This is a genomic window from Psychrobacillus sp. (assembly GCF_032154225.1).
Taxonomy (GTDB): domain Bacteria; phylum Bacillota; class Bacilli; order Bacillales_A; family Planococcaceae; genus Psychrobacillus.
Genome location: NZ_JALDYF010000001.1, coordinates 660,878 through 675,186, shown reverse-complemented (window position 1 = coordinate 675,186; position 14,309 = coordinate 660,878). Strand labels below are relative to the sequence as shown.

Below are 14,309 nucleotides of genomic sequence, written 5' to 3'. Positions count from 1 at the left end.
TGGTATTCTAATTTTAAATGACGTTTGCGCCTTTTTTAGATTATAGTCAAAATTCATTTTCTATAAGCTTTGAGTTTTTATAAAAGATGAATTTTCCTGTTGCTATGCGAGCGTCCGTATTTTCTTTGATCCGATCGTGACAAGTAGGACACATATACGTGTGAATCGGACGATTTCTTAGTTTTTTTGCTAACGGTAAATCATCTGAAAGCTGATTAATTGTATCGCAAATAACACATTTTACTCTCATATAGTCAGCTCCTATTCTACTCGGAATGCAGTGACATTTTTAATAGGGTTATTAATATTAGAACCATCTTTGTGAAGAATATGAACGGGACCATCTTCACGTAATGGCTTCCCTTTATGGCTAAATTTCAATAAAAGTGAATCAATTTCTTCGAATGAAAACGCATGTTCACCATCCGGCGTTTCAACGACTACTTTTGTAACACCCATTAATGGCTCTGCGTTAATAATGAATTGCTTCATATCAATTCCGAAAGTACTTGTTAATAGTTTTGTGCGCTCATACTTTTTTTCTGATTTTAAGGTAGGTGGTACTGTAGAGCCTTCAATAATTTCACGAGACCAATGTGCAGAAGTGACTTTTGTATACTCTTCTAACTCGTCTTTGTATTCGTATTTACCAGAGAAAAAATCATCTAAATCAATTCTGCGATCATCAAAAATCCATACCGACGGGTCTAACGTAATATTAAATTTAACTGCACCTTTTATAGGGATAATAAATTCCAAGAAAATTGCCTCCTCTAAACTATCTAATCTATCTAAGTATAACGCTAATTTGTAAAGTTCTAAAGAATATTTCACTTTCTATTAAAGGAAAGTTAGAGAACGCTTGCAATTTTTGAGCGCAAAAGATACACTTTAGGGAGGTAAAGAGTTAATAAAGAAACTACAAATAATGGGGGAGTCCTCATGGATACTAATATAAAGCCATCTTATCAAGAAAAAGCCTTAGAGCTTTTAAAAAAAGATGCGGAAAAAATTGCACAACTTATTAAAGTGCAAATGGACAATTTAATGATGCCTCAATGTCCTCTTTATGAAGAGGTTCTTGATACTCAAATGTTTGGGCTTTCTCGTGAAATTGATTTTGCGGTAAAGTTAGGACTTTTAGAGAGAAGCGAAGGGAAAGAAATACTCGCTTCACTAGAAAACGAACTATCGGCACTACACGATGTTCACACAGAAAAATAAGATGTAAAACTCAAACAAACAAACTGTTTGAGTTTTTTTTCTAGCAATATTAGGTATGATATATTTATAATTTTCTAACAATTAACGATTTATTTAATGAAACCGAGGTTTATACTATGATTCCATATATTAAAAGATATTTAAAGTACTTTGATTACCCGTTAGTTTTCACATATATCGCATTGTGCTTATTTGGATTAGTTATGATTTACAGTGCAAGTATGGGTTGGGCAGTAATGAAATATAATTGGGAACCAGATGCATTTTTTAATGATCAAAAGAGAAATTTATTAGTAGCGTTTCCTGTTTTTTTATTGGCTGCTTTTTTCCCTTATAAACATTATAAAAGTAAGTTTATGATGCAATTAATGCTTGTTGTAATGTTTATACTTTTATTTTTAGTTCATATCATTGGAGTTGGAGGAGAAAGTGGATCTCAAAGTTGGATTAATTTAGGTTTTGGTAACTTGCAACCCTCTGAAGTAGCTAAAATAGTAATTGTTTTATATTTTGCGGGGGTATTTACAAAGAAGTATGAAAATGGTACTTTGGATAAACTAAATGAGTCAGTAGGTCCTCCACTTCTCGTTCTATTTTTTGTATTCGTTTCAATCATGATGGAAACAGATGTAGGAAATACAATGATTATTAGCTTTGTTGCAATTTCAGTTATTGCAGCAAGTGGAATAAAATTCAAATCATTTGCAAAAATTATTGGATTAATTGGTATGGTCATTTCAATGGGCCTATTTGCTATATATATTATGAAGGACCAATTGATAACAGAGAAGCGGCTTGGTCGATTACAGGCTTTCTTTAATCCATTTGATGATGAGCTAGGGTTTGGCTTTCAAGTTGTAAATGGCTATATTGCGATAGGTGCAGGTGGTTTGAAAGGTTTAGGATTAGGAAATTCCAATCAAAAGTTTGGTTATTTACCTGAGCCACACACCGATTTTATCATGGCAATTATTGCAGAAGAACTTGGTATTCTAGGTGTTTTATTTGTTTTATGTGGACTGTTTTTTATCGTATTTAAAGCTTTTTCAATTGCTTTAGCAACGAAAGACCCCCAAGCTCGAATGATAGCAGCTGGGATTGGCAGTATTATAGGATTTCAAACGTTTGTTAACTTAGGTGGTATGACGGGAATTATTCCGCTTACTGGAGTTCCACTTCCTTTTATCAGTTATGGAGGGACCTCTGTTATATTATTATCTGTAGCTATGGGTATTTTGCTTAACGTTTCAATGTTTGTGAAAATTGAAAAAACTAAAGGTTAAGGGGTGTAAGTGATGAAAAAAATTCAAAAAATTGTCGTAGCCAATAGAGGGGAAATTGCTATTCGAATATTTCGAGCGTGTACGGAGTTAAATCTTCGAACGGTTGCGATTTATTCGAGAGAAGATAGTGGTTCATTTCATCGCTTTAAATCTGATGAATCTTATTTAGTTGGAGAAGGTAAAAAACCGATCGATGCTTATTTAGACATCGAGGATATTATCCGCATCGCAAAAGAAAGTAAAGCAGATGCTATTCATCCAGGGTACGGGTTTTTATCGGAAAATGTTGAGTTTGCCAAACGATGTGAAGAAGAAGGGATTATATTTATAGGTCCAACTTCGGGGCATTTAGATATGTTTGGTGACAAAGTAAAAGCTCGTGAGCAAGCAGTGAAAGCTGGAATTCCAGTTATTCCTGGCACTGATGGCCCTGTGGAAACTGTAGAAGAAGTTCGGGAGTTTGCTAAACTGCATGGCTACCCACTGATGATTAAAGCATCACTTGGTGGTGGTGGACGTGGAATGCGTGTTGTCCAAACAGAAGATGAGTTAGAAAGTGCTTATGAACGAGCTAAATCCGAAGCAAAAGCGGCATTCGGCTCTGATGAAGTATATGTTGAAAGATTTGTTTATCAACCAAAACATATTGAAGTGCAAATACTTGGCGATACACAAGGAAATTTACTTCACTTATATGAACGGGATTGTTCGATTCAAAGAAGGCATCAAAAAGTTGTAGAAATAGCACCATCCAATTCTTTAAGTAAAGAACTTCGCGATAAAATTTGCCAAGCAGCAGTTCAACTAATGAAAAACGTTTCATACATAAATGCTGGAACGGTTGAATTTTTAGTTACTGAAAATGAATTTTATTTTATAGAAGTAAATCCACGTATTCAAGTAGAGCATACGATTACAGAAATGATTACAGGTGTCGATATCGTGCATGCACAGATTAAGATTGCCGATGGATTAGCGTTAAATAGTGAAGAGATGGGAATTCCAAGTCAAGAAAAAATGCCGCTATTTGGGTTTGCAATTCAATCTCGTGTAACGACAGAAGATCCTTTAAATAACTTCATGCCGGATACAGGTAAATTAATGGTTTATCGATCGGGTGGAGGATTCGGTGTTCGTTTAGATGCAGGAAATGGATTCCAAGGTGCAGTTATTACACCATATTATGATTCGTTATTAGTGAAAGTATCTACATGGGGCATGTCTTTTAAAGAAGCTGCGGCTAAAATGGACAGAAACTTGCAAGAATTCAGAATAAGGGGAATTAAAACAAATATCCCTTTTTTGGAAAATGTAGTGAAGCATCCACTTTTTATATCTGGCCAATTTAATACAAGTTTTATAGATTCTACTCCCGAGTTATTTTTATTCTCGAATCGAAAAGACCGTGGAACGAAACTACTAAACTATATTGGAAATGTAACGATCAATGGATTCCCTGGTGTAGAACAGAAATCAAAACCTGTTTTTGGTGTTGCTAGAAAGCCGATAATAGATACGAATATGCCTCCAAAAGATGGTACAAAACAAATTTTGGATCAACATGGTGCAGAAGGCGTTGTGAAATGGATTAAAGAGCAAAAAGATGTGCTATTAACGGATACAACATTTAGAGACGCGCACCAATCCTTACTTGCAACTCGTGTGCGCTCATATGATATGTTTGGAATTGCGAAAGAATCGGCTCAAGAAATGCATAATTTGTTTTCTTATGAAATGTGGGGAGGAGCTACATTTGACGTAGCATACCGTTTCTTAAAAGAAAACCCTTGGGATCGTTTATTGAAAATGAGAGAAATGATTCCGAATGTACTTTTCCAAATGCTATTCCGTGGTGCGAATGCGGTGGGTTATACAAATTACCCAGACAATGTAATTCGTGAATTTGTACAAAAATCTGCGGAAGCAGGTATTGATGTATTCCGTATTTTCGACAGCTTGAACTGGATTAAAGGAATGGAAGTTGCAATTGATGCAACAAGGCAATCTGGAAAGATAGCGGAAGCAGCGATTTGTTACACAGGAGACATCTTAGACGACTCCCGTGCTAAATATACAGTTCAGTACTATAAAGACATGGCAAAAGAATTGGAAGCATCTGGAGCTCATATTTTAGCGATTAAGGATATGGCAGGTTTACTTAAGCCGGAAGCAGCATATCGATTAATTAGCGAGCTAAAGAGCACAGTAGATTTACCGATACATTTACATTCACATGATACAAGTGGAAATGGTATTTATATGTATGCAAAGGCTATTGAAGCTGGAGTCGACATTGTTGATACTGCACTTGGATCAATGGCAGGATTAACTTCACAACCTAGTGCGAGCACTTTGAGCTATGCGATGAAAGGTAACGTTAGAGAAGTAGTTGGGGATGTAAATGCTTTCGAAAAAATCTCTTATTATTGGGAAGATGTGCGCAAGTATTACCAAGACTTTGAAAGTGGTATGATGAGTCCGCATACGGAAATATATGTACATGAAATGCCAGGTGGTCAGTATAGTAATCTGCAGCAGCAAGCAAAAGGTGTAGGACTAGGGGAAAGATGGGAAGAAGTAAAAGAAATGTACTCTCGTGTGAACCTATTATTTGGTGATGTTGTGAAAGTGACGCCTTCTTCGAAAATTGTAGGGGACATGGCTTTGTTTATGGTTCAAAATAATTTAGATGAAATTTCTGTCATTACGAGAGGGAAGACGATTGATTTCCCTGATTCAGTAATTGAATTTTTCGAAGGGTATATTGGTCAACCGTTTGGTGGTTTCCCTGAGGAACTTCAAAAAGTGATTTTAAAAGATCGTGAAGCAATTACGGTTCGTCCTGGAGAATTACTAGAGCCAGTTGATTTCAATGCGGTAAAAGAAGAATTATTCAATAAATTAGGGCGTCCAGTAACTAGTCAAGAGATTTTAGCTTACACATTATATCCAAAAGTATTTGAAGAATATTCTCTGACAGAACAAAACTTTGGGGATGTTTCTGTTTTAGATACGCTTACTTTCTTGTATGGTTTAAGACTTGGGGAAGAAATTGAAGTGGAAATTGAAGTAGGAAAAACTTTGATTATTAAACTTGTTTCTATTAGTGAACCAACTCATGATGGGAATAGAGTTATTTATTTCGAGCTTAATGGACAGCCGCGTGAAATTTCTATTCAAGATATGAATGTGGAAGTAAGCCATTTGTCTAAACCGAAGGCAGATGTAACAAATGAGCGACATATTGGTGCTACGATGCCAGGTACGGTTTTAAAAGTTGCTATAACAAACGGAAGCAAAGTAAAACGAGGTCAGCATTTGTTAATAACAGAAGCGATGAAGATGGAAACAACTGTTCAAGCTCCTTATAACGGGGTTATTAAAGAGATTCATGTTATTGCTGGTGAAGCAATCGCTACAGGAGATTTATTGATCGAAATGGATAGATAGTAGAAAAAAAGGAGTGCCCAGTCATATTTTATGACTGGGCACTCTTTTTAAAGAATAAGAAGTATAGGAATGAATGGAGTGGATTTCGTTACAAGCGGACGCGGCTCCAGTCGCTTCGTGTGCTCCTACGGCTACTCGTCGCAGAAAACATTTGCTTTTCCCGCGCGAGTCGCCGCTTTTCACTACATCCATCCTGCTTATGAGAATGTTTTTATGTTATTTTTACTAACCTCCTTCATGTAAGAGGAAGAAGTTCATTAACACTTCTAGTTGAAATAGCCGGCAATTTTCAAACGAAGTAAATTTGTCATCTACTTCTCCACTTTTTGCCCAAATATAGAAGTGTCACTTTGTAAAAACCTACAAAGTGCTGCCAAAATTGTATCTTTGGCGGCCTTCAAAGAATATAGAATGTCACTTGCATCTCCTATTTTCAAAGGTATTTAACAACTTGGCGCGGAAGTTTCTTGCGAGCGGAAGGTGAGCATCTGCCATACGATGACCGAAAAAAAGCTTGTTGGAAGAGTCGCAGCCACTTCCAACAAGCTTTTAAAATTTTACCGTTCATTGAATGACCTAATGTGAAGCCTGAAGCGAGTCTAAAGCTAGGTTGCTAAGATGCTTTTCTTAATTGTTTTTCATGTGACTTCTAGATAAGAGTAGAATCATATAGCATAATAACCCAAACAGCATCGAAATAAATAATGAATGCAGTAAAGCAATATATAAATTTAATTTAGTTAATACTACAAACATACCTGTAGTTGCTTGAGAAACTACTAGAATAAGAGCAATCATCCAGCCCCAATAAATAGCACGCTGATCTTTGTAATTTTTGAATACATGAATCGCAATGATAATAATCCAAATAACGATTAATCCAGCAGCAGCACGATGTCCCATTTGAACCCATTCGTACATATTAGTCGGCAATGAAAACTCATTATTTCTACAGAGTGGCCAATCCATACAAACTAAACTGGAATCTGTATGTCGAACGAGAGCGCCTGTATAAATTACGACATAAGAGTATAATGTAACTCCAATTGTATGAAACTTTAATGTTTTACCGATTCTAATTTTGTCCGTGTCAAACTTTCGATCGACTTCAAAAACTAATAAGGTTAGTAATAAAACTGCGGCGAATGATATTAAGGATATTCCAAAATGGAGGGCTAATATAAAGTCACCTTGTCCCCATTTAACTTGTGCAGCTCCAATTAATGCTTGAAGCACAAGAAAGAAAATAGCCAAAAAAGATAAAAACTTTGTTTCGCGGACATGTCCTAATGCACGCCAAGCCCAAACAGCAAAAGCGACGATTAGAATGCCGACTACTCCAGTAACAACTCGGTGAGAGAATTCTATTAATACTTCTGTAGTAATTACATCTGGTATAAGCTGACCATTACAACCAGGCCAATGTCTTCCGCAACCCATTCCGCTATCGGTTTTAGTTACGAGTGCGCCACCTAATAGGATAAGGAGCATGCCAACGGTAGAAGCAACGGCTAACCATTTTAATAATTTATGAATGTGCAATACGTCACCTACTTTATGTATGTTGCTCGTCTAAAAAGACGGTATCTGCTTTTTGATAATATCGAAACATTGATAAAATTACAATGTTTATCCTTTGAAAGTATAAGAAGGTACCGTTATTTCACAAATTGTTCATAAATTCGTGCATGAACCTTCACAAATCGTAGGATGAAATGATTTACTATTGATATGTTAAGCATTTCTAATAAGCTCATTCGACATCTATTATTAGAAAATCTATATTCCCTATAGAAATTAGAGAAGATTTTCGATATAGTAAAAGGTAGCGGATTATGCTTACAACTTTGAAAGGAGGGACAGCATGTCAAATAGTCATTTAATGACAGCTACTAACGACAATAAACCAGAAGCAACTTCTTTCATTAAAGACTTTCTAGCACTTATTAAGATTGGGATTGTCAATTCGAATTTGATAACGACGTTTACTGGTATTTGGTTAGCTTTTCAATTTACTAATCAAAACTTTCTCCAAGAACTAGACTTGTTGTTTTATACACTGTTTGGAGCAGCTTTAATCATTGCAGGCTCTGGCGCTATGAACAACTATATTGATCGGGATATTGACCCAGTTATGTCGAGAACAAAATCGAGACCAACAGTAACTGGAAGATTTACTCCTACTGCCGTGCTGATAACTTCTCTAACTTTTTTAGTTGTAGGTGAGATTTTATTATTTATGGCTTCAACTTCTGCGGGAGTCTGGGGACTGGCTGGAATTATCAGTTATGTAGTTCTTTATTCCATGTGGTCAAAAAGAAAGCATGTGAGTAACACGGTTGTCGGAAGTATTTCTGGAGCAATACCTCCTTTAATTGGATGGGCTGCTGTAGAACCTGGCTTAAGTTTAGGTGCCTTAGCATTGTTTTTAATAATGTTTGTTTGGCAACCACCACATTTTTACGCACTTGCAATGAAACGAACGGAAGAGTATAGAGCAGCAGGAATACCAATGCTTCCTGTTGTAAAAGGTTTTGAACGAACTAAGCGTTCAATGCTTCTATGGGTACTTGTATTGTTCCCGTTACCGTTTTTATTGATGGAACTTGGAATTGTCTTTATTTTATTAGCAACGGCATTGAATATTGGTTGGTTGTTACTTGCGATTAAAGGTTTCCGAGCGCAAGATGATCTGAAATGGGCTTCTCGTATGTTTGTTTATTCGCTGAACTATATGACCATCCTATTTGTATCAATGATTATCTTTTCCATGTTTATTTAACTACTGGAATTCTTTCTTTAGTCAACAAGAATTCAAATAGAACAGATCCACAGTCCAATTGAACGTGAATACAACTATGAAAGAGGGGTTTGATTTAGCTATGATGAAAGGGCTTAAAAAATGGCGACTTTTTTCACTGTTAGCAGCTCTAACAATTTTTCTGTCGGGTTGTGGCGAAGAATATCTATCTACGCTAACACCTGCTGGGGAAGTAGGAAGAGACCAATTTAATTTATTATTACTTACTACAGCAATTATGGCATTAGTAATAATAGTGGTAGTAGTAATCTATCTACTAGCTATCGTGAAGTTCCGTCGTTCAAAACTAGGAGAAGACTTTATTCCTAAACAAGTGGAAGGCAGTCATACCTTAGAAATGATTTGGACAATTATCCCAATATTGTTATTGATTCTTATTGCTGTTCCAACTGTGTATTACACGTATAAACATGCAGATGTTTCTGCAATGGAAGAAGTGGATGAAGCAGGGAATAAAACTGCTGTTACTGTAAACGTAACTGCAAAACTTTACTGGTGGGAGTTTGAATACCCAGATTTAGGTATCGTAACTGCTCAAGAATTAGTTATTCCTACAAATGAAAAAGTATACTTCAACCTAACGGCTGCAGAAGTGAAACACTCATTCTGGATTCCAACAGCTGGTGGTAAGATGGATACGAACGTAGAAAACGTTAATCAATTTTACTTAGAATTCGACAAAGAATCTGCGGGATTGAAAGATGGCGTATTTTACGGGAAATGTGCGGAGCTATGTGGTCCTTCACATGCTTTAATGGATTTCAAAGTAAAAACGGTTGATCGTGCAACATTTAATGCATGGGCTGAGTCAATGAAAACAACTGTGCCTGTAGCAGAAGGTGAACTTGCTACACAAGGGGAAGAAATTTTCAATACAAGCTGTATCGCATGTCATGCTACATCTGCTGATGGTTCTGCAGGTGGAATGGGTCCAAACTTAGCATCATTCGGGGATCGTAACCGTGTTGCTGGATTCATGAAACATGATGTAGAAAACCTTAAAAACTGGATTAATGATCCACAAAAGTACAAGCCAGGCAATATAATGCCTCAGCCAGAAACGCTTAATAATGGCGAAAAATTTAATGAAGAGCAATTAGATGCTCTTGCAGAATATTTAATGGGACTATCTGTTGAAAAGTAATTTCAACTAGATAATTAAAGAGGAGGTTAAAGTTGTGAGTTCTATCGCAAAGAAAAAAGGCTTTGGCGCAACTCTATGGGACTATTTAACAACAGTAGACCATAAGAAAATCGCTGTCCTTTACCTCGCTGCCGGTGGTTTGTTTTTCGTAATCGGTGGGATAGAGGCAATGCTTATTCGTATTCAATTAGCGAAACCAGATAATGATTTCGTGAGTGCGGGTTTATTTAATGAAATTATTACAATGCATGGTACGACGATGATTTTCCTCGCGGCGATGCCGATATTATTTGGATTTATGAACGCAGTTATGCCATTGCAAATTGGGGCACGTGACGTAGCGTTTCCATTTTTAAATGCACTTGGTTTTTGGTTATTCTTATTCGGTGGTGTTTTCCTTAACCTTTCATGGTTTATGGGTGGAGCTCCGGATGCAGGATGGACATCATATGCATCATTATCTTTAGCATCAGAAGGACATGGTATTGACTTCTATGCACTCGGACTTCAAATAGCCGGTGCCGGAACATATATCGGTGGTATTAACTTCCTTGTAACGATTATTAATATGCGCGCACCAGGTATGACATACATGCGTATGCCACTATTTACTTGGACTACTTTCATTGCTAGTGCATTAATTTTATTTGCATTCCCACCACTTACTGTTGGGTTGTTCTTCTTAATCTTTGACCGTATGTTTGGAGGAAACTTCTTTGATCATACAATGGGTGGTAACACGATTATTTGGGAGCATTTATTCTGGATATTTGGGCATCCTGAAGTTTATATCTTAATCTTACCGGCTTTCGGTATTTTCTCAGAGATATTCTCTTTATTCTCACGTAAACGTTTATTTGGATACTCATCTATGGTATTTGCAACTGTATTAATCGGTTTCTTAGGATTCATGGTTTGGGCCCATCACATGTTTACAGTTGGTTTAGGACCAACAGCTAATGCTATTTTCGCAGTTGCAACAATGGCTATCGCTGTTCCAACTGGTGTTAAAATCTTTAACTGGTTGCTTACAATTTGGGGAGGAAGTATTAAAGTTACGGTTCCAATGCTTTATGCATTAGGTTTCATCCCTTCATTCGTAGCAGGTGGTGTAACAGGTATCATGCAAGCAGCAGCTCCGCTTGATTACCAATTACATGACTCTTACTTTATCGTAGCGCATTTCCACTACGTAATTGTTGGTGGGGTAGTATTAGCTATCTTAGCAGCGTTACATTTATATTGGCCGTTAATGTTTAACCAAATGTTAAGTGAAAAATTAGGTGTATGGACTTTCTGGTTCTTCTTCATCGGTTTCCATATGACGTTCTTTATTCAACATTTCTTAGGACTAATGGGGATGCCTCGTCGAGTATTTACTTTCGGAGCAGACCAAGGTTGGGACCTTTTCAACTTAATCAGTTCTGTAGGTGCTATATTCATGGCAATTGGTGTTATCATTTTAGTTATCAACATCATTATTACAGTTGTTAAAAATGAAAAAGTTGGTAATGATCCATGGGAAGATGGTCGTACTCTAGAGTGGGCTATTCCACAACCAGTTCCATTTTATAACTTTAAACAAACTCCACTAGTTCGTGGACTTGATACATTCTGGATTGAGAAACAAGAAGGAAATAAAGAAGGTATGACATATGCAGAGCCAATCGGTGATATCCATATGCCAAACAATTCATTTATTCCTTTCATGATGACATTAGGTTTATTCGTAGCTGCTTTTGGGGCTCTATATAACGGTGAAAAATCATGGGCTGTTCCAGTAATCATTATTGGTTTAGGAATTACTGTAGTTTCAATGGCTGTTCGTTCTCTTAAAGATGACCATGGTTACCATGTTCATAAAGAGGATTTAATGAATGATAAGGGGGGGAAATAATCAATGGACTTTAATACGAAATATACCCCACAATCTTGGCCAGAACATCCTGAGCAAGCTACGATGGAAGGTAAAAATAAGTTTTTAGGTTTTTGGTTATTCCTAGGTGGAGAAACTGTATTATTCGCTAGTTTATTTGCTACTTATTTGGCTCTAAAAAACAAAGGTCCAAGTGGCATGGAATTCTCAACTGAAACTCTTTTTGAATTACCATTAGTATTTGTAATGACGATGTTACTTTTAACTTCTTCTTTAACGAGTGTTTATGCAATGTATCATATGAAAAACCATAACTTTAAAGGAATGCAAACTTGGTTAGCGATAACAGTTCTTCTTGGTTTAGGATTCTTAGGTTTAGAAATTTATGAGTTTTATCATTATGTGCATATTGGGTTTACGTACAATCAAAGTGCGTTTTCATCTGCATTCTTTACACTAGTTGGTACGCATGGTCTTCACGTTGTAATTGGTTTAGTATGGATTATCTTATTACTTATCCGTAATGCTAAACGTGGATTTAGCTTATATAATGCACCGAAATACTATACTGCTTCGTTATACTGGCACTTCATTGATGTTGTGTGGGTATTCATCTTTACAGTAGTATACTTGATGGGAGTTGTAGGTTAATATGTCACACGATGCTCATGTATATGTAAAATCACAAACTGAGTATGAATATGCTCGCAAAAAAAGAAGAGAGTCAATGCGTGGACAAGTAACTACATTTGGAATTATGATTTTCCTAACTCTAATTTCATTTAGTACAGTTATTGCAGGATTCTCTATGTACTTTATCCTTCCAGTTATTTTGTTATTAGCAAGTGTGCAAGTAGTACTACAATTGTATTATTTCATGCATATGAGTGAAAAAAATCATAATGTTCCAGCGTTTTTCTTATATGTAGGTGCATTCTTTGGATTTGTTTTCATCATAACGTTCTTAACAATCGTTTGGTGGGGCTAATTTAATAAATAAAAAGCCGAGACTTCTAACTAGTCTCGGCTTTTTGTTTTTATAAAATATCACGTCTGTTGATCATCCTATTTATTGGGAATTTCCGCTAAATAGGGCATCTTAGTGAATAGCCACTATGCCTTGCGCTTGCCGTACCTTATATGAGCCAACTTGTGCTGCGCCCAAGTGGGTCTCATACTTCGGCTCTTTCGGCCCGACGCGCTAAGGCATGAAGTAAATCTCTATCTATATAGGTTGGTAATCATAGTGCTTAACGATAAAATGTGCTGATCAATTTTCTATTTCTCAATGAATTATATTTAGTTGGAAAAAGCAAGTTTAGTTAGAAAAAGCTTTAATAGAGGGATAGCCTGACAGCTTTCGACATGCTCCATTGGATTGAAGCCGTGCCCGCGGCATCTGTAGCGCAAATCCCTGCTGAAACCACTAAATTGAATAAAATGGTTAATCAACACGCATGATTAAATACATGAAAATCACATTTGTCATAGTTCGTTCATTGAAGTTGTAAGCAATGAGTCTTATAATGGGAATAGTGAAACAAAAAGGAGAGAGGATACATGCCTTTAAGTATATTTGGTTTTCAAGCATTATGGAGCCCAGTCATGATCGGTGTCTTAGTTTTTATAACCGTTCTATATTTTTTAATTACCGTAAAGTGGCGTAAAGATTTTAAAGTATCAGAGCCTTTAAAAAAGAAAGAAGCTGCTTATTTTATAATTGGCTTAGTCCTTTTATATATTATTAAAGGTTCACCGATTGACTTAATAGGTCATATTATGTTTTCTGTGCATATGGTACAAATGGCAATTTTACTGTTGTTAATACCACCAGTACTAATGTTAGGTATTCCTTGGTGGGTATGGAAAGTAGTTATTGAACTTCCAGTAGTACGTAGAATATTTCCGATTGTTACAAGTCCATTGATAGCATTAATAGTGTTTTGTGGGTTATTCTCGATGTATCATATTCCGCTAATTTTTGATTATATTAAATTAGATGAAGCACTTCACGGAACTGTTACATTTATCTTGTTTGTTACAGCTGTATTTATGTGGTGGAATATTGTAGATATTGTAGAAGAAGGAAAACGACTACATGGCTTAAAGAAAATTGGTTATATTATTGCTAGTGCAATTTTAATAACACCTGCATGTGCGCTTATTATTTTTTCTAGTAACCCATTTTATGCAACATATACAAATGCTGATTCATGGTTAAAAGCAATGGAATTATGTGTTCCTATAGGTACACTATCTGGACTTTCTTTGTCTGGACCTGAATTATTTACGAATATGGCTCCTCTAGCAGATCAGCAGCTAGGTGGAATTGTGATGAAAATTATTCAAGAAATAATTTATGCAGTATTTTTAGGATCGATATTCTTCAAATGGTATCGCAGTGAACAAGAGAATGCAGATGAAATTACAGCAAAAGCTTTAGCGGATTTACAAGTTCAAGCGAAGCACTAGTAACGTACTAGCGTACGAATTAAACAAGTTTGAGGAGAA

Annotated in this window: 12 protein-coding genes; 9 read left to right on the top strand and 3 right to left on the bottom strand. The window is 36.2% G+C overall.

The window, feature by feature from the left end; all coding sequences use genetic code 11:
- Positions 1-46 precede the first annotated feature (46 nt).
- Positions 47-250: a YlaI family protein gene (locus RUH95_RS03445; RefSeq protein WP_313891416.1), complete on the bottom strand. Its 204-nt coding sequence runs from the start codon at positions 248-250 to the stop codon at positions 47-49.
- Positions 251-261: 11 nt separating this feature from the next.
- Positions 262-759 carry a peptidyl-prolyl cis-trans isomerase gene (locus RUH95_RS03440; RefSeq protein ID WP_313891415.1) on the bottom strand — a complete coding sequence of 166 codons (498 nt, stop codon included), beginning with the start codon at positions 757-759 and terminating at the stop codon, positions 262-264.
- Positions 760-942: 183 nt separating this feature from the next.
- Here RUH95_RS03440 and RUH95_RS03435 point away from each other — a divergent pair, with 183 nt between their 5' ends.
- The 3 genes from RUH95_RS03435 to pyc all read left to right on the top strand — a co-directional run bounded on the left by RUH95_RS03435 (position 943) and on the right by pyc (position 5,957).
- The gene (locus RUH95_RS03435; RefSeq protein ID WP_313891414.1) at positions 943-1,224 is read left to right on the top strand and encodes an Fpa/YlaN family protein; all 282 of its coding nucleotides are present in this window, start codon (positions 943-945) and stop codon (positions 1,222-1,224) included.
- Between the two features lie 116 nt (positions 1,225-1,340).
- Positions 1,341-2,507, top strand: a complete 1,167-nt coding sequence (locus RUH95_RS03430; RefSeq protein WP_313891413.1) for an FtsW/RodA/SpoVE family cell cycle protein — start codon at positions 1,341-1,343, stop codon at positions 2,505-2,507.
- 12 nt (positions 2,508-2,519) lie between these two features.
- Positions 2,520-5,957 (top strand): pyruvate carboxylase, encoded by a 3,438-nt coding sequence (gene pyc, locus RUH95_RS03425; RefSeq protein ID WP_313891412.1) that lies wholly within the window; start codon positions 2,520-2,522, stop codon positions 5,955-5,957.
- A 627-nt stretch (positions 5,958-6,584) separates the two neighbouring features.
- Here pyc and RUH95_RS03420 read toward each other — a convergent pair.
- Positions 6,585-7,499, bottom strand: coding sequence for a COX15/CtaA family protein (locus RUH95_RS03420; RefSeq protein WP_313891411.1), 915 nt, complete (start codon positions 7,497-7,499; stop codon positions 6,585-6,587).
- Positions 7,500-7,821: 322 nt separating this feature from the next.
- Between RUH95_RS03420 and cyoE the strand changes: the two genes are divergently transcribed.
- The 6 genes from cyoE to ctaG all read left to right on the top strand — a co-directional run bounded on the left by cyoE (position 7,822) and on the right by ctaG (position 14,270).
- Positions 7,822-8,739, top strand: coding sequence for a heme o synthase (cyoE, locus tag RUH95_RS03415; protein WP_313891410.1), 918 nt, complete (start codon positions 7,822-7,824; stop codon positions 8,737-8,739).
- A 100-nt stretch (positions 8,740-8,839) separates the two neighbouring features.
- On the top strand, positions 8,840-9,922 hold the full coding sequence (gene coxB, locus RUH95_RS03410) for a cytochrome c oxidase subunit II (RefSeq protein ID WP_313891409.1): 1,083 nt from the start codon (positions 8,840-8,842) through the stop codon (positions 9,920-9,922).
- A 34-nt stretch (positions 9,923-9,956) separates the two neighbouring features.
- Positions 9,957-11,819, top strand: coding sequence for a cytochrome c oxidase subunit I (locus RUH95_RS03405; RefSeq protein ID WP_313891408.1), 1,863 nt, complete (start codon positions 9,957-9,959; stop codon positions 11,817-11,819).
- A gap of 3 nt (positions 11,820-11,822) precedes the next feature.
- Positions 11,823-12,449 (top strand): cytochrome (ubi)quinol oxidase subunit III, encoded by a 627-nt coding sequence (locus RUH95_RS03400; protein ID WP_313891407.1) that lies wholly within the window; start codon positions 11,823-11,825, stop codon positions 12,447-12,449.
- A 1-nt stretch (position 12,450) separates the two neighbouring features.
- Positions 12,451-12,786, top strand: a complete 336-nt coding sequence (ctaF, locus tag RUH95_RS03395; protein WP_313891406.1) for a cytochrome c oxidase subunit IVB — start codon at positions 12,451-12,453, stop codon at positions 12,784-12,786.
- A gap of 572 nt (positions 12,787-13,358) precedes the next feature.
- The gene (gene ctaG / locus RUH95_RS03390; protein WP_313891405.1) at positions 13,359-14,270 is read left to right on the top strand and encodes a cytochrome c oxidase assembly factor CtaG; all 912 of its coding nucleotides are present in this window, start codon (positions 13,359-13,361) and stop codon (positions 14,268-14,270) included.
- The last annotated feature ends 39 nt before the right edge of the window (positions 14,271-14,309 follow it).

Coding starts and splice junctions, on each gene's coding strand:
- RUH95_RS03445 (WP_313891416.1), bottom strand. CDS start 250: ATGAGAGTAAAATGTGTTATTTGCGATACAATTAATCAGCTTTCAGAT.
- RUH95_RS03435 (WP_313891414.1), top strand. CDS start 943: ATGGATACTAATATAAAGCCATCTTATCAAGAAAAAGCCTTAGAGCTT.
- RUH95_RS03430 (WP_313891413.1), top strand. CDS start 1,341: ATGATTCCATATATTAAAAGATATTTAAAGTACTTTGATTACCCGTTA.
- pyc (WP_313891412.1), top strand. CDS start 2,520: ATGAAAAAAATTCAAAAAATTGTCGTAGCCAATAGAGGGGAAATTGCT.
- cyoE (WP_313891410.1), top strand. CDS start 7,822: ATGTCAAATAGTCATTTAATGACAGCTACTAACGACAATAAACCAGAA.
- coxB (WP_313891409.1), top strand. CDS start 8,840: ATGATGAAAGGGCTTAAAAAATGGCGACTTTTTTCACTGTTAGCAGCT.
- RUH95_RS03400 (WP_313891407.1), top strand. CDS start 11,823: ATGGACTTTAATACGAAATATACCCCACAATCTTGGCCAGAACATCCT.
- ctaF (WP_313891406.1), top strand. CDS start 12,451: ATGTCACACGATGCTCATGTATATGTAAAATCACAAACTGAGTATGAA.
- ctaG (WP_313891405.1), top strand. CDS start 13,359: ATGCCTTTAAGTATATTTGGTTTTCAAGCATTATGGAGCCCAGTCATG.